At 59.0% G+C, this 20,365-nt stretch carries 18 protein-coding genes; 6 read left to right on the forward strand and 12 right to left on the reverse strand.

The window, feature by feature from the left end; all coding sequences use genetic code 11:
• The first annotated feature begins 152 nt into the window (after positions 1-152).
• A complete protein-coding gene (locus tag HNQ83_RS13735; protein ID WP_175389459.1) occupies positions 153-1,427 on the forward strand; it encodes a flavohemoglobin expression-modulating QEGLA motif protein in 1,275 nt (424 codons plus the stop codon).
• Between the two features lie 213 nt (positions 1,428-1,640).
• On the opposite strand, the gene HNQ83_RS13740 is transcribed toward HNQ83_RS13735, so the two are convergent.
• The 5 genes from HNQ83_RS13740 to HNQ83_RS13760 form a co-directional block, all read right to left on the reverse strand.
• Positions 1,641-2,639: a 3-hydroxybutyryl-CoA dehydrogenase gene (locus HNQ83_RS13740; protein ID WP_175389460.1), complete on the reverse strand. Its 999-nt coding sequence runs from the start codon at positions 2,637-2,639 to the stop codon at positions 1,641-1,643.
• Positions 2,639-3,745 carry an NAD/NADP-dependent octopine/nopaline dehydrogenase family protein gene (locus HNQ83_RS13745; RefSeq protein WP_175389461.1) on the reverse strand — a complete coding sequence of 369 codons (1,107 nt, stop codon included), beginning with the start codon at positions 3,743-3,745 and terminating at the stop codon, positions 2,639-2,641. The genes HNQ83_RS13740 and HNQ83_RS13745 overlap by 1 nt, the downstream gene beginning before the upstream one ends.
• Before the next feature lie 95 nt (positions 3,746-3,840).
• Positions 3,841-4,815, reverse strand: a complete 975-nt coding sequence (locus HNQ83_RS13750) for an AraC family transcriptional regulator (protein WP_175389462.1) — start codon at positions 4,813-4,815, stop codon at positions 3,841-3,843.
• Positions 4,816-4,900: 85 nt separating this feature from the next.
• The gene (locus HNQ83_RS13755) at positions 4,901-6,259 is read right to left on the reverse strand and encodes an MFS transporter (protein WP_175389463.1); all 1,359 of its coding nucleotides are present in this window, start codon (positions 6,257-6,259) and stop codon (positions 4,901-4,903) included.
• A gap of 148 nt (positions 6,260-6,407) precedes the next feature.
• A complete protein-coding gene (locus HNQ83_RS13760; protein WP_175389464.1) occupies positions 6,408-7,658 on the reverse strand; it encodes an OprD family outer membrane porin in 1,251 nt (416 codons plus the stop codon).
• Between the two features lie 670 nt (positions 7,659-8,328).
• On the opposite strand from HNQ83_RS13760, the gene HNQ83_RS31190 reads away from it, so the two are divergent.
• Positions 8,329-8,526: a hypothetical protein gene (locus HNQ83_RS31190; RefSeq protein ID WP_256668971.1), complete on the forward strand. Its 198-nt coding sequence runs from the start codon at positions 8,329-8,331 to the stop codon at positions 8,524-8,526.
• A gap of 285 nt (positions 8,527-8,811) precedes the next feature.
• Here the strand turns inward: HNQ83_RS31190 and HNQ83_RS13765 are convergent, their stop codons facing one another.
• Together HNQ83_RS13765 and HNQ83_RS13770 are read right to left on the reverse strand one after the other, a co-directional pair.
• Positions 8,812-9,333, reverse strand: a complete 522-nt coding sequence (locus HNQ83_RS13765; RefSeq protein WP_175389465.1) for a DUF3016 domain-containing protein — start codon at positions 9,331-9,333, stop codon at positions 8,812-8,814.
• Between the two features lie 268 nt (positions 9,334-9,601).
• Positions 9,602-11,224, reverse strand: coding sequence for a methyl-accepting chemotaxis protein (locus HNQ83_RS13770; RefSeq protein WP_175389466.1), 1,623 nt, complete (start codon positions 11,222-11,224; stop codon positions 9,602-9,604).
• Between the two features lie 253 nt (positions 11,225-11,477).
• Here HNQ83_RS13770 and HNQ83_RS13775 point away from each other — a divergent pair, with 253 nt between their 5' ends.
• Together HNQ83_RS13775 and HNQ83_RS13780 are read left to right on the forward strand one after the other, a co-directional pair.
• Positions 11,478-11,717, forward strand: a complete 240-nt coding sequence (locus HNQ83_RS13775) for a hypothetical protein (RefSeq protein ID WP_175389467.1) — start codon at positions 11,478-11,480, stop codon at positions 11,715-11,717.
• A gap of 104 nt (positions 11,718-11,821) precedes the next feature.
• Complete coding sequence (locus HNQ83_RS13780; RefSeq protein ID WP_175389468.1) at positions 11,822-12,289, forward strand: hypothetical protein; 468 nt, start codon at positions 11,822-11,824, stop codon at positions 12,287-12,289.
• Positions 12,290-12,335: 46 nt separating this feature from the next.
• Here the strand turns inward: HNQ83_RS13780 and ppk2 are convergent, their stop codons facing one another.
• The 4 genes from ppk2 to HNQ83_RS13800 form a co-directional block, all read right to left on the reverse strand.
• The gene (gene ppk2, locus HNQ83_RS13785) at positions 12,336-13,409 is read right to left on the reverse strand and encodes a polyphosphate kinase 2 (RefSeq protein WP_175389490.1); all 1,074 of its coding nucleotides are present in this window, start codon (positions 13,407-13,409) and stop codon (positions 12,336-12,338) included.
• A 100-nt stretch (positions 13,410-13,509) separates the two neighbouring features.
• On the reverse strand, positions 13,510-16,209 hold the full coding sequence (mdeB, locus tag HNQ83_RS13790) for an alpha-ketoglutarate dehydrogenase (RefSeq protein ID WP_175389469.1): 2,700 nt from the start codon (positions 16,207-16,209) through the stop codon (positions 13,510-13,512).
• Positions 16,210-16,277: 68 nt separating this feature from the next.
• Positions 16,278-16,742, reverse strand: a complete 465-nt coding sequence (locus HNQ83_RS13795) for a transketolase (RefSeq protein WP_175389470.1) — start codon at positions 16,740-16,742, stop codon at positions 16,278-16,280.
• Between the two features lie 147 nt (positions 16,743-16,889).
• The gene (locus HNQ83_RS13800; RefSeq protein WP_175389471.1) at positions 16,890-17,906 is read right to left on the reverse strand and encodes a 1-aminocyclopropane-1-carboxylate deaminase; all 1,017 of its coding nucleotides are present in this window, start codon (positions 17,904-17,906) and stop codon (positions 16,890-16,892) included.
• A 165-nt stretch (positions 17,907-18,071) separates the two neighbouring features.
• Here HNQ83_RS13800 and HNQ83_RS13805 point away from each other — a divergent pair, with 165 nt between their 5' ends.
• On the forward strand, positions 18,072-18,581 hold the full coding sequence (locus HNQ83_RS13805; protein ID WP_175389472.1) for an Lrp/AsnC family transcriptional regulator: 510 nt from the start codon (positions 18,072-18,074) through the stop codon (positions 18,579-18,581).
• A gap of 129 nt (positions 18,582-18,710) precedes the next feature.
• Here the strand turns inward: HNQ83_RS13805 and HNQ83_RS13810 are convergent, their stop codons facing one another.
• Complete coding sequence (locus tag HNQ83_RS13810) at positions 18,711-19,145, reverse strand: GNAT family N-acetyltransferase (protein ID WP_175389473.1); 435 nt, start codon at positions 19,143-19,145, stop codon at positions 18,711-18,713.
• A gap of 253 nt (positions 19,146-19,398) precedes the next feature.
• Between HNQ83_RS13810 and HNQ83_RS13815 the strand changes: the two genes are divergently transcribed.
• On the forward strand, positions 19,399-19,818 hold the full coding sequence (locus tag HNQ83_RS13815) for an organic hydroperoxide resistance protein (protein ID WP_175389474.1): 420 nt from the start codon (positions 19,399-19,401) through the stop codon (positions 19,816-19,818).
• Positions 19,819-20,365: the final 547 nt, after the last annotated feature.

The following is a 20,365-nucleotide window of genomic DNA, read 5'->3' on the forward strand; positions in this document are numbered from 1 at the left end:
GAATCGACGCGCCAGGCCGGTTTCTGCCTGTACGGTCAGACAGCTTCGGACCTTCTCTGCCGGTCAAAAACCACGAATTGCGCCGGTTAACGCACGCTCCTGCTGGCGTCTAAGCTTCCACGATCAACCCTTGTCAACCAAGGACCCCTTCCATGCCCACCTCCCTGTCCGACCTCGACGCCACCCTACCCGACCTGACTCGAAAAATCCGCGTATTGGATGCCTTGAGCTGGCCCGACGGTATCGAGGAAGCCTTCCTGAAAAATTGGCGCTCCGGACGCGCGCAGTTACCCAAAGTCGAACTCCACCCCCGCGATCACACTGCCGAGATCGCCGCACTGGAAGACTTTATGGGTCGTTGCGACACAGGCCATCCGGCCGGCAACTTACTCGCCATGACCGCCCGCAGCTATGCCACCGCCGCACGCATGCTCGGTGCCTTGGGTACGCCGGACTTTACTCGATACTCGTCAGCGCTCTACCGCCGCCCGGACTTCTACTACACGAACCAGAAGCTGAGCATGCTGGACGCGGCCCGTTTCTTTCTCAAGACCACCGACGCCCTGCTGGGCGGTGCGCGGATTCCGCCGACCCAGGCCGACATACCGGCCGAGGCCTTCGCCGCCTGGATTCAACCGGAGCTGGACCGTTTCTTCGGTGAGGGGCGGATCAAGGTCATCCTCGATGCCACCCTCGCCGCCAAGGCCATCGCCGGTGCGAGTCGTATTCGCCTGCGGGCCAGCGCGCTGTTTTCGGAACTGGACAAGAATCAGTTGTTGCAGCACGAGGCGTTCGTGCATGTGGCCACGGCACAAAACGGCGCATTGCAACCCAACCTCAAAAGCCTGGGCCTGGGGGCGCCGCGCACTACCCAGACTCAGGAGGGAATCGCCACACTGGCCGAGCTATTCACGGGCAGCATGGACATCAACCGTCTGCGGCGCCTGGCGCTGCGCGTGCTCGCGGTGCAACAGGCGCTGGATGGCGCCGACTTCATTCAGGTATTTGAAGGCTTTTTGGCAGGCGGGCAGTCACAGGAGGAGTCCTTCCGCTCGACTCAACGGGTTTTCCGTGGTGCCGACTTGCGTGGCGGTTCCGCGTTTACCAAAGACGCCGCCTACCTGACCGGAATGCTCGGCGTCCACACCCTGCTGCGCATTGCGATTCGTGATAACCGGCCGGACCTGGTGGGCCATTTGTTCGCCGGTCGACTCAGCTTAGGGGATACCGTGCGCCTGGCGCCGCTGTTTGAGTGCGGCTGGCTAAAGGGGCCCGCCTATGTTCCCCCTTGGGCTTCTGACTTGCGCCTGCTCGCCGCCAACCTGGCCTTCTCCGCCTTTATCGCCCACATCAATCTGGATGTGCTCGATCTCGACGTGTTCATGGCCTTTGCGGACGAGCATGAAAGCGATGCCAGTGCGCCGTGATGAGGTGGGTTGTCTGAATGATCGTACTGTCTGAGCGCTTTTCGCGAGCAGGCTCGCTCCCACAGGGACCAACGCAAAACCTGTGGGAGCGTGGCTTGCCCGCGAAAAGAACGCCCAGACAACGCGTTCATTCAGACAGCCCGTGTCATCGTTCACGTCCATCGCGGGCAAGCCACGCTCCCACAGGTTTGCGTAGGTCCTGCCGGTACCCGCTTACACCTGCCTCAACGCGCCATCGAAGGCCGGCGTCAATCCCGACAACTCCAGTTTGCGAACAAAGTCGCCAAGACGCCGCTGCTTGTAGGCGTCCACGTCCAGGTCGCGGTAGTCGTAGAAACCCTGGCCGTCTCGCAAACCATTGCGGCCGTTTTGCATGTTGTCGGCGATCACCTGTGGCGATTCGAAGCGCGGTGACAGCGCGCCACTGAGGTAGCGCGAGGCGTAGTACAAAATGTCGCCGCCGCCCCAGTCGATGAACTCAAGCAGGCCCAGCACCGAGAAGCGCAACCCGAAGCCGACACGCACCGCGGTATCGATATCTTCGGCGCTGGCCACGCCCTCTTCCACCATCCGCGCGGCTTCGTTCATGACCAATGCCTGGATGCGCGGCACGATGTAGCCCGCCACCGGGTTGCACACCACTGGCACCTTGCCGATCCGCTTGAGCAGTTGCAGCAGTCGCTCGACCACCTGCGGGCAGGTGGCTTCGCTGCGGCTGACTTCCACCAGCGGCATCAGGTACGCGGGATTGAGCCAGTGCGCATTGACGAAGCGCGCAGGCGTGCTGACCATTTCGCTCAACTCGGTGACCAGAAACGTCGAGGTGGTCGACGCGATGATGGTCGATGCCGGGACATGCTCGCTGACCCAGGCGAAGGTCTGCTGCTTGACCGCGATGATCTCCGGCACCGCTTCGAACACCAGGTCGCACAGGCGCAATGCCTCTGCGGCCTGGGACTTGGTTTGCAGCGTCAGCCGGGCTATCGCGATGTCCGCCTGTTCCGGCTGGAGCACACCAAGGCGTACCAGCATCTGAAGTTCGCTGCGGATGTTGTTTCGCACACGCTCGAAATAGCCGTGCCGCTCATCCTCGGCGCGATCCTTGATGTCGATGAGGGTGACTGGCAGGCCCGCATGGATGAACGCCAGGGCAATGCCCTCGCCCATCCGGCCGGCACCGACCACGCTGACATTGGGCAGCGCGGCGTTCATCAGTTGAAGCCCTTTGTCAGCAGTTCGGTCATCTGCGCCCGACTCAGCTTGGCCAGCCCCAGGTTCTCCAGCGTGCGGCCTTCGGCGTAGAGATCACGATCCGCGACAACCGAGGCGATGCTCAGCAGGCCCTGCGCCACCGGGGTCGGCACACCGGCCCAGCGACCGACGGACACCAGGAAGGACAGGCCCAGGCGGGTGTCTTCGAGCATGTAGCGATGTTTTTGCAGGTCGATGTCTTCGCGCCAGTCACCGCTGTCGGTCAGCTTGCCATGGGCACCGCGACCGTACATCCACTCATCGCCTTCGGTGGTGTTGTAGTGGTCGGCCAGGGGAAAGTGCGGCGCACCGTAGGTCAGTGCTTCGCGCACCGCCATGCGTTCGGCGTCCAGTTGGTTGGTCACGCGACGAATCGACGGTTGAGTGCCTTCGTTGTGAATGTCCCAGGCCTCGAAATGCTCCAGGGGACCTGCGTTCATCATGATCAACGGCGGGTGGATGATGGGGCCTGCGTTCATCAACGCACCGCTCAGGGCGTCTTCAATCGGTTCGACGCTCGGGTAGGCTTCACGCAGCACCGCAAAGGCATGCTCGGACAGGTTGCTGGGGAATACGCCGGTCGGCAGGCGGGTCGCGTAGCAACTGATCACCAGCTCGCTGGCGCCATGCTTGCGCACCAGGTACGGCAGCGTACCGGTTTCAGCGAAGGCGACCTTGCTCTGGTTGCCCGCATCGGCCATGGCCTTGGCGAATACGTAGCTGCCGAAGGTGCCCGGCGGCAGGAACACCACCTGACCGTCGCGAAGGAGTGGCGCCACGTGCCTGGCCAGGTCTTCGTGGGAGGTCGACGGCAACGGGATGATCACCAGTTGCGCGTCGCCCAGGGCTTCGGCGAGATCGTCGGTGAACGACAGATTGTCGCCCTGCTGGCCGACGGACAATTGGCGTGTGCCCCGATAGTCCCTGATGGTCAGGCTGCCGATGGCCAGCAGTTCCTTGAGCGCTGCCGAGTCGCGACGCCACAGGCGGGTCTGATGCCCCTTTTCAGCCATTTCGACAGCAGCGGCGTAACAGCCGTGTCCACCACCCAGCACGGTAATCTTCATGGAGATGCTCCTCTTGTAAGAGACTCGATGCTATCGAGCCGCACCGCCACGAACTCTTCCGATTGCGCAGCCGACTGACGGATTGCGCAGCCGTCTCAATGCTTGCGTCGTCGCAGGGTGTCTGACGGCAGACAGCCATAGCGTTGCCGATACGCACTGGAGAAATGCCCGAAACTGTTGATGCCGTGGCGCAACAGGATATCGGTGACGGTTTCACCGGCCCTGCCCTGCTTCAGTGACTCATGAATCACCGCCAGACGGCGGTCACGGATGTATTCGACCGGTGCCTGCTGGAGGAACTGGTTGAAGCCATTCTGCAAGGTGCGCACCGAGACACCGCACAGCTCGCTCAAGGTCGTCAGGCTGATGGGTTCGTCGAGGTGTTCCTCGATGTAGTCGCGGGCCTTTTTCACGTGGTGCGGCAGCGGCGCGCGCGAATCGATCAAAAGATCCGCCGAGTAGTTGTGCGGCAATTGAGTGAGCAGCAGTTGCATCAGGTATTCGGACAGGCCGCTGGCCAGGCGCGAACCGTCCACCCCGCTGCCGTAAAGCCGACAGATGTAGTCCAGGGTGTGATAAAGGCTGACGACGCCGGCGCCCAGGTGGTCGACGCTGACATCAAAGATCACCGACTGCCGCAGGCTACGGCCCAGCAGGTGTTGCAGTTGCGTCTCCAGGGCATCACGGTCGACGCGCAGGATCAGGTTGCGGCACTGCCCGTCGGTGACGATGCGGCTTTGCGCGAACGGCGAGGAAACGCTCAGGTAGCCCGACTGCATGGCCGCGCTGCGTCGGCCGTGGGCCACCTCGCAATGACCCTGCAAGGTAATGCGAAACAGATACTGATCGGCAATGTCGCCGATGGTGATCTCCACCGGCGCGCCATAGCGCAGGTCGAGCAGCGCCGAATCGCCGAAGAACACGCCGTTGAGCCGGGTATGGATCGGCTCGTCACGCAGCACATTGAAACTGTGCTCGCACAGGTACTGGCTGACCTTGTCCTTGATCTCGCGGTAATCGGCCGAGCTGAGCAGACTGTGCCGCTCGAGCAGGTGTACGTCATTCAACATCAGAGGTTCTCCTGATCGGGAGCACACAGGCCCCGCTCCCTTCAAAAGGAGCGAGGCCCAGGTGCCGATCGTGGACTATGACCAATCAGGCCCGGGTCGGGTACTCCCGGGCATAGCTTTCGCGGAAACGACGGCAACCGCGCCAGAGCAGCAGCACGGTCAATGCCGACGCGCCGGCGATCACCAGCGACATCGACGAACCTACCGCCGCGGGCGATCCGAAGTAGCGGTCGGTCAACAGCGCTACCAGTGTGGTCCCCAGACCCAGGCCCAGCAGATTGCTGATCAGCAGGAAAACCGCCGAGACCTGTGCGCGCACCTGGTTCGGCGCGAGGATCTGCATCGCCGCCGTGGACGCCGGCATCGGGAACGAGGCGAAGAACATCGCCGGCACCAACAGCGTCACCGACAGCCACAGTTGATCCACTTGCGGGAACAGCACGGCGGGCACCACCATGCCCAGGGCACCGATGACACCGGTGCGCATGGCGGCGTCCTGATGACCTTTCTTGGCCAGGTAGTCGGTGAGCCATCCACCGAACAGCACCCCGGCGGTGTTGGCCAGCAACAGCACGGTGCCCAGCATGTAGCCCGCCTCCATCGGCGACAGACCGAACTTGCGGATGTACAGCGCCGGGCTCCAGCTCATCATGCAGAACAGGACCATGGCGTAGAACGAAAAGCCCAGGTAATGGCAGGTGAAGGTGGCACGGTGGCGACCCAGGAAGCGCAAGCCATCGCTCATCGCAACCTTCTTCGCCCGACCCTGGGCATCGACCTGCAGGCCTTTGCGCGCCGGGTCGCGCACGGTGAGCCAGATCAACAGGCCGACCACGATACCGGGCAGGCCGACAATGAAGAACGCCAGTTGCCAGGCCTTCATCGCGCCGAGGAAGGCGACCTCAATGGTGTTCATGTCCTTGAGCATCGCGATCACATAACCGCCGACCAGGAAAGCCAGGCCACCCCCGACGAACGAGCCGATCGAGTAGATGCCCACGGCGCGGCCGAGTTTTTCCTTGGGGAACATGTCGCTGAACATCGAGTAGGCCGAGGGCGACAGGGCCGCTTCACCGACGCCGACACCAATGCGGGCGAGGAACATGTGCAGGAAGTTCTTGCTCAGGCCGCAGGCAGCCGTCGCCAGGCTCCAGAACACGACGCCGACGGCGATGATCTTCGGTCGGGAGAAGCGATCGGCCAGATAGGCGATGGGCATGCCCATGAAGGCGTAGAACAACGAAAAGGCCAATCCGTGCAGCAGGCTGAACTGGGTGTCACTGATCTGCAGGTCGGCTTTGATCGGCTCGATCATCAGCGCCAGGATCTGCCGATCCACGAATGAAAAGATGTAGGCGATCATGCACAGGCCGACCACGTACCACTCGTAAATGTAGGTTTTTTTCTGCTGCTGCAGGACCGCGTTATCGACCTGGATATTCACTAGGGTTTGCTCCTCTTGGAATCCGCTCATGCGCGTAGCGGTGCGCAGAACAACGAATGGAAAGTTGTGGGGCAGATGCAAAGGACAAAGGGTTCACGCATGGTCAGGCCTCTTATTGTTATGGGGTCAAACGCCGGGTGCACTGGGCTTACCAGAACTTCCAGGTGTAGGTGGTGGCGAAGCGGAATTCGTTGTAGTCGTAGCCGTACTTCTGTTTCACGTCGATGTTGCGCAGGTCCAGCCCAAGGCCTTGCAGCGCCCCGCTCTGCACCACGTAGCTGAGCCCCAGAAAGCGTTCGCTTTCCTGGTTGTCGCTCAGGTTGGCGCCACGGTCCCAGTTGGTACCCTTGATGTAGCGGGTGTAGAGCTTCAGCCCCGGCACGCCCATCCCGGCAAAGTCGTAGCTGTAGCGCGCGCCCCAGGACTTTTCATCCGGACGGACAAAACCGAGTGACGACCAGTGCACCAGGTAAGGTTGCGGTATGTAACCGTTCATCGTCGGGAACACGCTGTCACCGAGCATGCGCTGGTAACTGAGGCCAAACATGTGGGCGCCTTTGAGCAAGGAGAACAAGGCGCCGTAGGAACGGTTGTCGATCTCACCGTTTAAAGCGTTGCCATCTTCATTGTTATTGAAGTAGCGCAAGTCGGTTTTCAGCTTGTAGCCATTACCCAAGTCAGCCATATGCATCAGGCCGAAATAGTGCTGCTGATAAATATCGTGCAGCACCCCATAGAAATAACTGGCTTGCAGGTTTTTGGTGATGTCGTAAGTGGCGCCGCCAAAGTCCAGGCCGTCACTGTCGAGATTGTCGGTGGAGCCAAACTTATACAGTTTCTCGTGGTTGGAAGACTCTCGCGTCACGGCCGACCAGAACCGGCCACCGGTCATCGTCAACCCATCGACTTCCCTGGATTCGACCACGGCGCCTTGATAGATCGTATCCAGTTGCCGACTGGTGTCATCGAACGCCACCGGCAGTTGCGGGCGAAGGTCACCCACCTTCAACTCGGTCTTGCTGTAGCGCATCTTGAAGGTTGCACCGGCGCGACTGTAGTCATCGGCCGTCTGCTGGTCGCGGACGCTATATGGCAGCGAGCCGTCGTTGCCCGACGAATCCAGGCGCACGGCGTACTGCGCATCCACATCAAGGCCGATGGCCAGGGCCGTGTCGGTGTAGCCGGAAGTAAACTGCGCATCGAACCCCTGAGACCAACTGTGCACTTCAGAGTCCACTGCATTGGTATTGGTGTAGTTACGGTGCAAGTAGAAGTTGCGTGTATCTATTTTGAAGTGACTGTCATCAATAACATCGGCCTGTGCGGCCAATGGCGAACAGACAATTCCCAATACACCGGCAATACCGAGCCCGCGGCAAGATTGTTTTACCTCATGCATCTAACTTCTCCACATCTGTATGTGCCTGGGCACTGTATTTATAGGAGCAGGTTCAAACTAAAAACTAAAAATGCCGGCAGCCGAACACCGAGCCCTCTTGCGAAGGAAAGCGGATTGCATGAGGGACATAAAGGACGGTGGATTCGAGCATTGTCAGGCCTATTTTTGTTATGGGGTAAAACGTCGGGCGGGCTCGGAACAGACGACACGCCTCTTGCCTGCCCAAGGTAAGTCAGAAGACGCCGCACCGGTATCGAGAGGAACCGCATCCGTAGGGGGGGAAAACTTCAAGCCGGCTAAAGATTTCCCTTAGTTGACTCAAACTCGCCGATGGCAAGCCCGTGTTGCCCAAGCCTTCCTGTAGCAAGGTCTTGTTGTTGGATGGACCCTAAACTAGCGACTGCACGGCCTGCCAACCTCCCCGATTGCGCAGGCGACTCTCCAATTGCGCAGCCTATTGCAGGCAGCCTGAACACTGTCGCCGCCGTGCTACCGGCCTATCGTCGAGGCACCTCGACGCCACTGGTAAAGGCCGCCACTCATCCAGCCTGGGCTTATGGGGCGATAGAGATGAACTTCAGGAATAAAATGTGAAAGGCAGAATTGATTTGCTCCGGCAGTTTTCGCTTTGTAGGATCCTGCCAGCACTCACCCTCCATTGAGGCCTGCATTGGAAAGTAGAATAAAGCCGGAAACAGCAACCGCTGCAGACATTGAGAGATCCATCCAGGCCCTGAACAAAATGGCTGAACGATTATGGGGAGATGGCCGGGAAGCCGAGGCTAAAGCCCTCCTCGATGCCCTGGATGCATTGAACCGGGCACTTGACCGGATCAGGATTGGAGAGAGTCGCAAGGTTCTTCATTGAAGATCCGAATCCGCGTTATGCGGTGTGGATGCATTGTTCGGGACACTACATATCAGTGGGAGCGAGCCTGCTCGCGAAGAGGCCAGGTCAGTCAACATTTGTGCTGAATGACACACCGCCTTCGCGAGCAGGCTCGCTCCCACAAAGGATTGGGGGGCATCTGCAAAAGCCAGTTCGGCTGTCAGGCCGCCTCGCTTAGGCGTTTCGCGGTGCGCGCCCCCTCGAGAGGCTTCGTTCTGGCCCATGCTCCCCCTACCGGACAAATGATTCAGACTGCAGGATCGTTCAATTCGACCCGATCTGATGTTTTCCGGCGAATTGCCTGCGGAACCAGTCCGAGAGCATGGCCTTCTCGGAGTAGAGTCTGTCACTTCTGCTGGCGCGCCCCGGACGTTGGAGGTAAAGCTGATCCAGCACCCTGGCGTCGGCTTCGCTCACGATCTGATCGTTTTGTTTGAGCACATAGTGCAGATCAATGCTCGGCCAGGTGATATCGCGCATGAAGCGCACCTCATAGGCATTTGGCCTCCAGGGTTCGTAGCGACCGGCCAGATCGATGTTGCGGATTTCAATCTGCAGTTGCTGGTCGGGGGGCAGGTACCGGTCGCCAAGCTTCTGGATGTAGCTGCTCAGCTCCTTCATGACATAAGGATCGGCACCCCGTTCGTAGCCCGGACTGTCCAGGCTGGCATCGCTGAATTTTTCAGGGTTCTTGAAGACGACTTCGACCGAAGACGCTGCGGTGGCAAGCGGCACCATAAAAAGCGCCAGCACTGCGACCGAGGCACAAGTGGTTATTGGACGCATGGCATCAGCTCCAGGTGCAGCGCTTTTCAATGCATGCCGCACCGTCTTCAGTTTACGCCTAAGTGCATGTCAGGGCTCTGGATCCGGCCCTGTGATTCCGGCGCTGATCTTCCCGGGCGTCGCGGGCCAGTTCAGTGAAGCGGGTAACCCAAGAAACAAACGGTCAAAACGACCTGACCCACATCAAGTGGCCTTGATGTGGGAATTGAAGCAGTCGGCTATTTTTTAACTATTCCTCAGAAACGCCGGTCATTCATTCGCGGCTCGGTTAAACCGTAAACTGAGCCACTATCCTGCTCAAATTAATGGCCAGCTTCGACAACTCATTGCTGGCAACGGACGTCTGATCGACTGCCGACGTACTTTGAATGGACAAATCCTTGATACTCATCAGGTTCTGGTCCACGGACCGGGCAACCTCTGCTTGTTGCTCGGAAGCCGTAGCGATCAGCAGGTTCCTTTCGTTGATATCAGTCACCGCCCTGGATATTTCCCTGATCGCTTCCCCTGCTTCGCGCGCGATCTCAAGCGTTTTAATGGCTTCAGCACTGCTTTGCTGCATCGAAAGAACGGACTTGTCTGATCCCGACATGATGCCGCCCATCATTTGCTCGATTTCCTGGGTCGATTCCTGGGTCCGATGAGCCAGGGCGCGGACCTCATCGGCCACCACTGCAAAGCCACGCCCCTGCTCACCCGCGCGAGCGGCTTCAATGGCGGCGTTCAAGGCAAGCAGATTGGTCTGCTCGGCAATGGCCCGAATAACGTCAAGGACTTTTCTGATCCCTTGGGTCTGCTGCGCCAACAGTTCAAGGTCGTTGCTCGTCTCTCCAACGGAGCCCGCCAGGTTCTCGATCGACGAAATGGTCCGGGTGACCCGATCCAGGCCTGTATGGGCGGCTGTACTGGACTGCTGGGTTGACTGAGAAGCGGAGATCGCATTGCGGGCGACATCTTCGACCGCCGCCGTCATCTCGTTAACGGCCGTCGCGGCCTGCTCGGTTTCGAGATTCTGCCGTTGTATACCCGCTTTCGACTCATGGGTAATCGCGCTCATTTCTTCAGCCGCCGATGCCAGCAAGGAAGAAGACTCGGAAATATGATTGATCGTGCCCTTGAGGTTCGTCAGCATCGTCGCGGCGGACTTTTGCAGCTCGGTCAACTCATCGGCGCCCGACACATCGACGCTGCTCCTCAAATCGCCCTCGGCAATCCTCTGGTTGACATGCAACAACGATTGCATCGGCAATACGATGCTTCGTGTAAAGAAAATCGCGATGGTTACCGTCAACATCAAGCCCAGAACAATGATCGCGATAACCCATTCAAGACCGCTATCAAACGCTTCACGCGCGCCCACTCCCGACTTTGCAGCACCGTCGGTATTCACGGCGGCCAACTGATCAATACTGGTCATCAGCTCTTCGGCTGCGGGTGCGGTTACCGTGCGGATATAGGAAAAGGACTCGGCTTGGGACAGTTTGTCAGTCTGTTCCAGAACAACTTGTATTTTATTATGGTAATTCTTTACCAACTCCAGAACTTTCTCATACTTGATCCGTTCAGCCTCAGAGGAAACGTTGGGCGCATAGTTGCGGGAGACCTCGTCGAGTTTACTGTCCAGGTCGACTGCTTTGGCGCGCGCCGTGCCCCTTTCCGCCGGCTCTTGCATAATGTAGTAAAGCAGCGAAAGGCGCAGAGTATAAGCGGTCGATTTTATTGCGGCAGAGCCCTGTATGCTCGGCAGCCAATCGACTTCCAGCCTTTTCGCCTGAGCGCCAATTTGCGACATTTTCCAGACAGACAACCCACCCATACACATCAGTAAAAGGCTAATGATGCCGAAGCAAAGAGTTGCGCGCGCGTTTAGTCTGATGCGTCTCATCATCATTTCTTACAGTCCCACTCTCAATGCATCAATTTTTTAGTCCCCTGACGCCAGCAGTCGAGCCGGGCAAAGTAACCAGCGCATATACCTTAATCAGCCGGGATAGAAAGGAACATCAGCCAAACCCTAAAGCTCGCAGCGAAGCGTTTGTTCAACGCTGCAAAACCCGAAGTTCAGTAATGCCTGATGGCCTATGGCCCTGAATCGTGATTTCTACACGTATCCGATTGAACGGCGATACACCTGTAGGAGTTCCATGAACCTGAACAAGCCCAATCAACAATTACGACGTGACCTCAAGCAGGCTGCTGCCCTGCTTAAGTGGTCGGGAGTGGATTTGTTCACGATTGCCCAACGCCTTCTGGCGTTTGGAGATGAGGATGGCGCCAACGAGTTGATGAAGATCGCGCTGGGCTTTCAGGAGACCGAAGATCGGCTGACGGCGTATGCGGACGAAGTGAAGACCGAACGAATTGTGCGGGCAAAGCTTGAATGACGGGTAACCCGACCACTGACCCGAGCGATCAGAATTGCCTGATTGGACTGGCCGTTAGCGCATCGTAGAGTGCGCGGTCATTATCACCCCCCGAAGAAACCGGTATGAAACAGACTTTGTTAGCCACGCTGCTTTGCATCACTGCCTTCTCGGCAGGCGCCCAGGAAACGCTGAAGGATGTTGACTTGAGCAATCGGCATACGACAATGGAAGACCTCAAAGCAGGCCAGGCCTTGATAGATGCCCAGAACGCTGCTTCAAGAATTCCAGCCTCCGAAGCTCGGGAGTTCATCAAGCGCCTGGACGCCACGGTCAAGCGCGGATTGACTCAGCTCGACAACAAACAGGCGGATCCGGTCCAAATACGCGAACTGGCGATCGATCTGTCCTCGCTTGAGGCCGAAGGCAAAAAGTTCGGTGTTCTGTTCACCCCGTTCCATAAGTGCAATGAAGCCGCGGTGAGTGCGGCTTCATCCTGGCAAGGCCTGATGTTCAATGACGCCCTGCAGTTCGAGAATGGTTTCATTGAATACGAAGCGGCGGGCGCAGCCTGCGAAAGAGCCGCTGGCTGACTCAGCCCGGCAGCATGTTCCTGCAGGGCATGCTCGCCATTTAGCGTTAAACCAGTTGCGTCGTCTTGGCCTTGCTGACGGGGTCAGCGGCAACCTGGTTGTACAACTGCTCATCTTCCTCGACGAGCCGTGCCGCCCGACCCACTAGCAATGGATCGCCCTGGAAGGCCACTTTGGTGTCCTTGCCCGGGTAGTCCAAGGCGTGGAGAAAATGGCGGATACAGTTGATCCGTGCGCGTTTTTTATCATCCGACTTGATCACCGTCCAAGGCGCATCGGCGGTATCGGTATGGAAAAACATCGCTTGTTTGGCAGCCGTGTACTCGTCCCACTTGTCCAACGATTTGATGTCGATCGGAGAGAGCTTCCAGTGCTTGAGCGGGTCGTCGCGGCGCGAGATAAAGCGGCGCAGCTGCTCGTCACGGTTGACCGAAAACCAGTACTTGAACAACAGAATGCCACTGTTGCAAAGCATGCGCTCCAACTCGGGCGTCTGGCGCATGAATTCAAGGTATTGCGACGGCGAGCAAAAATCCATGACTCGCTCGACACCGGCGCGGTTGTACCAGGAGCGGTCAAAGAACACCATTTCACCGGTCGTGGGCAAATGCTGAATGTAGCGTTGGAAGTACCACTGTCCCCTTTCCTGATCGCTGGGCTTTTCCAGCGCGACGATCCTTGCACCCCGCGGGTTCAAGTGCTCCATGAATCGCTTGATCGTACCGCCTTTGCCGGCGGCGTCACGCCCTTCGAACAGGACAACCACCCGCTGCCCCGTCTCCTTGACCCAGTTCTGTACTTTGAGCAACTCGATCTGCAACTCATGCTTGGCCTTTTCGTACTCTGCCCGCCGCATTCGGCTCCGATAGGGATAGTTGGAAGGCAGTTTGGCGGTGGAACTGTCTTCGCTGGTGCCATGGGGCGCGGTGGCCACTTGCAGTGCGAACGGCTGTTGGCTAACCGCCCTGATCTCGGCTTCGGCAGCTTTTACCGGAGCGACTTTACTGGTGCTGCGTGATCGACGCACCGTAGGCGGTTTCGGCGGCGCTTTTTTCCGGGTGACGGTTGAAGTTGCATTGGCATTTTCAGAAAGGGAGGTGATCTCGGATTCCTGGATCATAAGTTTGCTCTTCGTTAGATGTGCAACAACCATCTTATGAAGATGGAACGAAGGTACTTTTGATCCTTATCAATGATTTTTTTAAGCACCTTCGCACGTCTCACGCGCTCCAGGGCGCCATGTTGTCAGCGTCGATGGCGTACCTGGCAATCGCCTCGACACAAACACCCGCATCGAGCTGTCGCTCTTGAACGAGTGCCGTCAACGCACTCAGGACGATCTGATACCGATCCACTTCGAAGAACGCGCGCAGCCTGCTGCGGGTATCGCTGCGACCGAAACCGTCCGTGCCGAGCACCGTGTAACGGGCATCCAGATAGCTGGCGATCAACTGGGGCACGGCGCGAACGTAATCGGTGCAAGCAATGATCGGCGCTGGGTCCTCAAGCGATTCCTGAAGGTGACTGCGGCGCGCCGGTTGTCCTGGGTGAAGGCGATTCCAGCGCTCGACCTCCCGGGCGTCGCGGGCCAGTTCAGTGAAACTGGTGACGCTCCACACCTGGCTGTCCACGTTCCAGTCGCTGGCCAGCAACTCGGCAGCGGCGATGACTTCGCGCAGGATGGCGCCAGAACCCAGCAACTGCACGCGGCCACGGGCATCGTTTACCTCATGTCGGGCAAACTGGTACATGCCCTTGATGATTGCTGCTTCGACACCGTCAGGCAGGTTGGGCTGCGGGTAGCTCTCGTTCATCAGGGTGACGTAGTAAAACTCGTCGACCTGACGCTCCAGCATCTGGCGCATGCCGTGATCCAGAATCAACGCGAATTCGCCGGCAAATGCGGGGTCGTAGGCGCGGCAGTTGGGGACCATCGCCGCCATCAAATGGCTGTTGCCGTCCTGGTGCTGCAGGCCTTCGCCACCCAGTGTGGTACGCCCTGCGGTAGCGCCGAGCAGGAAGCCGCGAGCCCGTTGATCCGCCGCCGCCCAGATCAGGTCGCCGATACGCTGGAAGCCGAACATCGAGTAGTAGATGTAGAACGGCAGCATGGGCAAACCATGCACCGAGTAACTGGTCGCGGCGGCCACCCAGGAACTGATCGCCCCGGCCTCGCTGATGCCCTCCTCCAGAATCTGCCCGTCCAGGGCTTCCCGATAGCTGAGGATCGAGCCGATGTCTTCCGGCTCATAGCGCTGGCCGACGCTGGAATAGATACCGATCTGCTTGAACAGGCTGGCCATGCCGAAGGTGCGGGCTTCATCCGCCACGATCGGCACGATGCGCGGCCCAAGTTGTTTGTCCCGCAGCAAGCCGCCGAGCATCCGCACGAAGGCCATGGTGGTGGACATTTCCTTGCCATCGGCGGCGATGGCAAAGGTGCCGTAACTGTTCACACCCGGAACCGCCAGCGGCTCGCAAACCGATGATCGCCCAGGCATGTACCCGCCCAATGCCTGGCGGCGCTCATGCAGGTAGCGCATTTCGGCACTGTCTTCATCGGGCTTGAAGAAGCTCAACCCGGCAGCCTGTTCATCGGTCAACGGCAGGTTGAAACGGTTGCGGAACGCAATCAAGGCGTCCTTGTCGAGCTTCTTCTGCTGGTGCACGGTCATCTTGCCCTGCCCCGCGTCCCCCATGCCGAAGCCTTTCTTGGTCTGCGCCAGAATGACCGTGGGTTTGCGGCCTTCGAGCAACGCGCTCCGATAGGCGGCGAAGATCTTCACCATGTCGTGCCCGCCGCGCTTGAGGCGGTCGATCTGCTCGTCGGTCAGGCCCTGGGCCAGGCGCGCCAAGGCTTCGTTCTGCCCGAAGAATTGCTCGCGGTTGAAGCGCCCGTCCTTGGTTGCGAAGGTCTGGAACTGACCATCGACCGTACTGGACAACGCCCGGACCAGCGCGCCCTCCGTATCCTGCGCGAACAGGCCGTCCCAATCGGAACCCCAGACCAGTTTGATCACGTTCCAGCCAGCCCCGCCGAACAGCGCCTCCAGCTCATCGATGATCCGGCCGTTGCCTCGCACCGGCCCGTCCAGCCGTTGCAGGTTGCAGTTGACCACCCAGACCAGATTATCGAGTCCTTCCCGCGCCGCCAGGGTCAGGGCTGACATGCTTTCCGGTTCATCCATTTCCCCATCGCCGAACACGCCCCATACGGTCCTGCCCGTGGTGTCTTGCAGGCCTCGATGGTGCAGGTAACGCATGAATCGCGCCTGGTAGATCGAGCTGATCGGACCGATGCCCATCGACCCGGTCGGAAACTGCCAGAAGTCCGGCATCAGCCACGGATGCGGATAACTCGACAGACCTCGCGCGCCATGACTGCGGGCGCCGATTTCCTGCCGATAGTGCTGCAGGTCCTGCTCGTCGAGGCGCCCTTCGAGAAAGGCCCGGGCATAGACGCCGGGCGCCGAGTGCGGCTGGTAGAACACCAGGTCACCACCGCTGCTGGTGGTGCGGGCCTTGAAGAAATGATTGAAGCCCACTTCGAACAGATCCGCGGCGCTGGCGTAACTGGCGATGTGCCCGCCCAACTCGCCATAGGCGAAATTCGCCCGGGCAACCATGGCCAACGCGTTCCAGCGCATGATCGAGGCCAGGCGTTCTTCGATGGCCAGATCCCCGGGAAATATCGGCTGATGCTCGACGCTGATGGTGTTGATGTAGGGCGTACCGAGGCTGGGTCGCCAACCGATGTCCGAGGCGCTGGCGACCGTCACCAGCATGTCGAGGATCTGTTTGGCCCGTGCCGTACCGCCATGGGCGATGATGGATAACAGTGCATCACGCCACTCAGCGATTTCCTCAAGATCTTCTGCTGTCTGCCCCGGCAAACGGGCCTGCGTATCGAACGGGTTCATGGGCAACTCCTGCCAGTGTCGGGTGACGCTCGGAAACCATGATGCACACTCAATATGGTCGACTTTTTCTAAATGACACAGCGCTCTTGCAGCACACTTTTGGCCAGCGTGCGGGTTACCGACAGGATCTCTTCAACCTGCTGATCCATTGCGGCGTCGGAGGCAGCGGCTTTACCCATTCTAACGACCCGCAGCGGATGGCCGCAGACCGAGCCCAGCCAGGTCAGGCTGGGTATCGGGCTGGCTTCGACATCCAGTAGAAAGCAACCTTTGGCCACGCAACGCAGCAGCTGGCGAGCATGGCAAGTGGCGGCCAGCTTCGAGTCATCAGGGTCGGACCCGGCTCGCAACCAGTCGCGCATGAAGGCTCTCGATTGCTTGACCACCAGATACGCCACCTCGTCCCAGTCGTCGATCGACTGGTGCAACTTGTCGATCATGTATTGAGGCAACGCGGCGCTGGTCACGATGACCACGCCGGCGTTCACCGAAGGTTCCTTGAGCCAGACTGCGGACTGCGAAATAGCGTGCATGGTGGTGCTCCTGGTAATGGCGCAATCCCTGTGGGAGCGAGCCTGCTCGCGAAGAGGCCATCACTTTGAACATTGATATTGTCTGACCCACCGCTTTTGCGAGCAGGCTCGCTCCCACTGCTTTTCACCCTCTAACCGCCCTTACGCTCAACCATTACGAAACAGAAAGCTGTAGGCGTTCAACGCCGGCACGCCCCCCAGGTGCGCGTAAAGCACCCTGGACCCTTCCGGGAATTCGCCACGACGTACTCGTTCAATCATCCCGTGCATCGATTTGCCCTCGTACACCGGATCCGTCAGCACCCCTTCAAGGCGACCGCACAGACGGATCGCCTCAAGCGTGCCCTCATTGGGCAAGCCATATTCCGGATAGGCAAATCGTGTATCGAGCACCACGTCCTCTTCGGTGATCTCACGCCCCAGTTCCACCAGTTCGGCGGTATGCCGGGCGATGCGCAAAATTTGTGCCTTGGTTTTCTCGGGCTTGGCCGAAGCATCGATGCCGATCACGTTCCGGGAGCGACCGTCCGCCGCAAAACCGACGATCATCCCGGCCTGGGTACTGCCGGTCACCGAGCAGACCACGATGTAGTCAAACTTGAAGCCCAGTTCCTCCTCCTGTTGCCGCACTTCCTCGGCGAAGCCGACGAACCCGAGGCCACCATAGGGGTGTTCGGAACAGCCCGCCGGAATCGGAAACGGTTTGCCGCCCCGCTCCCGCACATCGCTCATGGCCTGCTCCCAACTGGGCCGAATGCCGATGTCGAAGCCTGCTGCATCCAACCGCACCTCCGCGCCCATGATCCGTGACATCTCGATGTTGCCGACGCGGTCGTACACGGCATCGGAGTAGTTCACCCAGTTTTCCTGCACCAGCACGCACTTCATGCCCAGGTGGGCCGCGACGGCGGCGACCTGGCGGGTCTGGTTCGACTGAATGCCACCGATGGACACCAGGGTGTCGCAGCCTTGCTCGATGGCCTCGGGAATCAGGTATTCGAGCTTGCGCGTTTTATTGCCGCCAAAGGCCAGGCCACTGTTGCAATCTTCACGCTTGGCATACAGATGCACCTTGCCGCCCAGGTGTTCGCTGAGGCGCTTCAAGGGTGTGATGGGAGATGGACCGAAGGTCAACGGATAACGTTTGAAACGATTCAGGTTCATGGCGCTATTCCTTGAAGATGGGGATATCCAAGCTCTGTGACGAGGGCTTCGATGAATCAATCTTAGGAAAAAACCTGAAAATATGTGTTGCAAACATCGCCATCAATGCGAACTATTATTCTGTTATTTAAATTCGAAAAAACTCTTTGTTGCGTGCAAATTACAATGAACACAATAAACAACCACAGTAAATCCCGTGACAAAGCCGTAGAGCCTGCGCCGCTTGACCGCACCGACCGCGCCATCCTCAAGGCCCTGCAACGCGACGCATCCATCTCCAATGTGGCGCTGGCAGAGAAAGTGAAACTCAGTCCGCCAGCCTGCCTGCGGCGTGTCGAGCGGCTCAAGCAGGCTGGCCTGATCAAAGGCATTGTGGCCTTGCTCAACTGCGAAGCACTGGATGCGGGCATGGTGGTGTTGATCGGCGTGGTGCTGGACCGCTCCACGCCGGAATCGTTTGCCGCGTTCGAGGCCGCCGCGCAAAAAGTCTCCGGTTGCATGGAATGCCATGTCGTGACCGGGGAATTCGACTACTTCATGTTGATACGGACCCGGGACAGCCAGAGCTTCAACCGGCTGCATGCCGAACAATTGCTGTATTTGCCGGGTGTGCGGCAGATCCGCTCGTTCATGGGGCTGCGCCAGGTGCTGTCGACGCCGCAGATCCCCCTTTGAAACAGCAGCGATGAACCTGTGGGAGCGAGCCTGCTCGCGAAGAGGCCATCACATTCAACATTGATGTTGTTTGACTCACCGCATTCGTCGGACGCCGCCCGGAACCGGCTCGCTCCCACAAAGGGATTTTCATGCATTGCCATTGCCCGACCGGATAAACGAATACCGGTCGATATCCTCCCGCAGCTGCCATCCCTGACGCTGCCAAAAGCGGGCGGCGGCCTCGTTGGTCTTGAACACATCAAGGTGACATTTGACGATGCCCTGCCCTTCAAGACTTGAAAGGCACCGATCCACCAACGCGTGGGCAATGCCTTGACCACGATAGTCGGGCAACACCAGCAGATGCTGCAGATAGCCCCGTCGGCCGTCATGCCCGCACATCACGCAGCCGCCCAGTGTGCCGTCGATTTCAACCACGAAGCTCATGTCAGGATTGCGTTGCAGGTAACGCGACGTCGACTCGCGGGAGTCGGCATCGCGAAGGGAGATGCCCGGCGTCTTGCGCATGAGGTCCATGACTGCATCGTAATCGTCCAGGGTCATGACACGGATATTGAACATTGGGTGGCGCCTGCTGGATGACGGAGCGTGCAGGCTAGCAAAAGCCACGCGCCTGTTGTGTGACGTTACGGCGGCAGGCGGTTTGTATCACTGTGTATGTTGACCCCGCGCAGGTACACGTCGATACACAACCGCCGCTTCAAGACACACACGGCGTACATGAAGGTGAAAAAGTGCACCGGTCGCCTTTCGGTGGTCTTCGATCAATCGAACGACATCAAGGCCCAAGCACCGAAAACCTTCAGGAGCCCCCATGATCAATCAAATCGAAACCGTACTGTACACCGGCAAGACCGTCACCACCGGCGGCCGCCAAGGCGAGTCGCGTAGCGACGATGGACGCCTGGACGTCAAGCTTTCCCCTATAGGTTCTTCCGGCAGCGGCACCAACCCCGAACAACTGCTCGGCGCCGGCTGGTCGGCCTGTTTCATCGGCGCCATGGGCAAGGCCGCAACGGCGTTGAAAGTGAGCTTGCCGGCTGACGTCAGCGTCGCCACCGAAATCGACCTGGGCAAGACCGACAACGCGTTTTTCCTCCAGGCGCGCCTGAACGTCAGCCTGCCAGGCGTTGACCCGGTGTTGGCCCGTACCCTCGTGGATGCCGCCCACCAGACTTGCCCTTACTCCAAGGCGACCCGTGGCAACATCGACGTCACGATCAACCTGGTGTAACCCACCCCGCATTCTGTGGGAGCGAGCCTGCTCGCGAAGAGGGTCTGTCAGTCGACATGCATGTTGACTGATGCACCGCTTTCGCGAGCAGGCTCGCTCCCACAAAAAAACCGCAGCCACTTTTTGACAGGCATTAGAAAGCCCGCACAAGGCGGGCTCTAGTGGGTTTAGTAGGTGGCCAGTGCTGGTCTCTGGCTTACGAGGTTTCTCAGGACTCCCACAGAAACAGCAATATGCGCTGTCCTGCTTCACACGGCATAAGGGCTGGATCTCAGCGCGGAGATCTTTCTAACCGTGTACCCTTCGGAGCGCGCCCCACGCGTCCTCGCTATCCGCTTGCGCATCAGTCTGCGTTTTCACCTACAAGTTCAAGATTAGCAAAGCCCCCGCAGTGAGCAACGGCATTTTTAGACCGTTTTGATTTTGTGACAAACGCCACAGGACGGAAAAATGCTATGCGTATCAAGTCGCTCATCGGATAGATCCCCCTGCCCCTCACAATCGAACTAAGCTCGGCCAAAGTGCTGCATAAATGCACATTTCGCTG

This window comes from Pseudomonas sp. C2B4 (assembly GCF_013359695.1).
In the GTDB taxonomy this organism is placed as follows: Bacteria; Pseudomonadota; Gammaproteobacteria; order Pseudomonadales; family Pseudomonadaceae; genus Aquipseudomonas.

Coding starts and splice junctions, on each gene's coding strand:
- HNQ83_RS13740 (WP_175389460.1), bottom strand. CDS start 2,639: ATGAACGCCGCGCTGCCCAATGTCAGCGTGGTCGGTGCCGGCCGGATG.
- HNQ83_RS13795 (WP_175389470.1), bottom strand. CDS start 16,742: ATGCACGCTATTTCGCAGTCCGCAGTCTGGCTCAAGGAACCTTCGGTG.
- HNQ83_RS13815 (WP_175389474.1), top strand. CDS start 19,399: ATGATCAATCAAATCGAAACCGTACTGTACACCGGCAAGACCGTCACC.
- HNQ83_RS13800 (WP_175389471.1), bottom strand. CDS start 17,906: ATGAACCTGAATCGTTTCAAACGTTATCCGTTGACCTTCGGTCCATCT.
- HNQ83_RS13750 (WP_175389462.1), bottom strand. CDS start 4,815: ATGTTGAATGACGTACACCTGCTCGAGCGGCACAGTCTGCTCAGCTCG.
- HNQ83_RS13770 (WP_175389466.1), bottom strand. CDS start 11,224: ATGATGATGAGACGCATCAGACTAAACGCGCGCGCAACTCTTTGCTTC.
- mdeB (WP_175389469.1), bottom strand. CDS start 16,209: ATGAACCCGTTCGATACGCAGGCCCGTTTGCCGGGGCAGACAGCAGAA.
- HNQ83_RS13765 (WP_175389465.1), bottom strand. CDS start 9,333: ATGCGTCCAATAACCACTTGTGCCTCGGTCGCAGTGCTGGCGCTTTTT.
- HNQ83_RS13780 (WP_175389468.1), top strand. CDS start 11,822: ATGAAACAGACTTTGTTAGCCACGCTGCTTTGCATCACTGCCTTCTCG.
- HNQ83_RS13810 (WP_175389473.1), bottom strand. CDS start 19,145: ATGTTCAATATCCGTGTCATGACCCTGGACGATTACGATGCAGTCATG.
- HNQ83_RS13775 (WP_175389467.1), top strand. CDS start 11,478: ATGAACCTGAACAAGCCCAATCAACAATTACGACGTGACCTCAAGCAG.
- ppk2 (WP_175389490.1), bottom strand. CDS start 13,409: ATGATCCAGGAATCCGAGATCACCTCCCTTTCTGAAAATGCCAATGCA.
- HNQ83_RS13760 (WP_175389464.1), bottom strand. CDS start 7,658: ATGCATGAGGTAAAACAATCTTGCCGCGGGCTCGGTATTGCCGGTGTA.
- HNQ83_RS13735 (WP_175389459.1), top strand. CDS start 153: ATGCCCACCTCCCTGTCCGACCTCGACGCCACCCTACCCGACCTGACT.
- HNQ83_RS13805 (WP_175389472.1), top strand. CDS start 18,072: ATGAACACAATAAACAACCACAGTAAATCCCGTGACAAAGCCGTAGAG.
- HNQ83_RS13745 (WP_175389461.1), bottom strand. CDS start 3,745: ATGAAGATTACCGTGCTGGGTGGTGGACACGGCTGTTACGCCGCTGCT.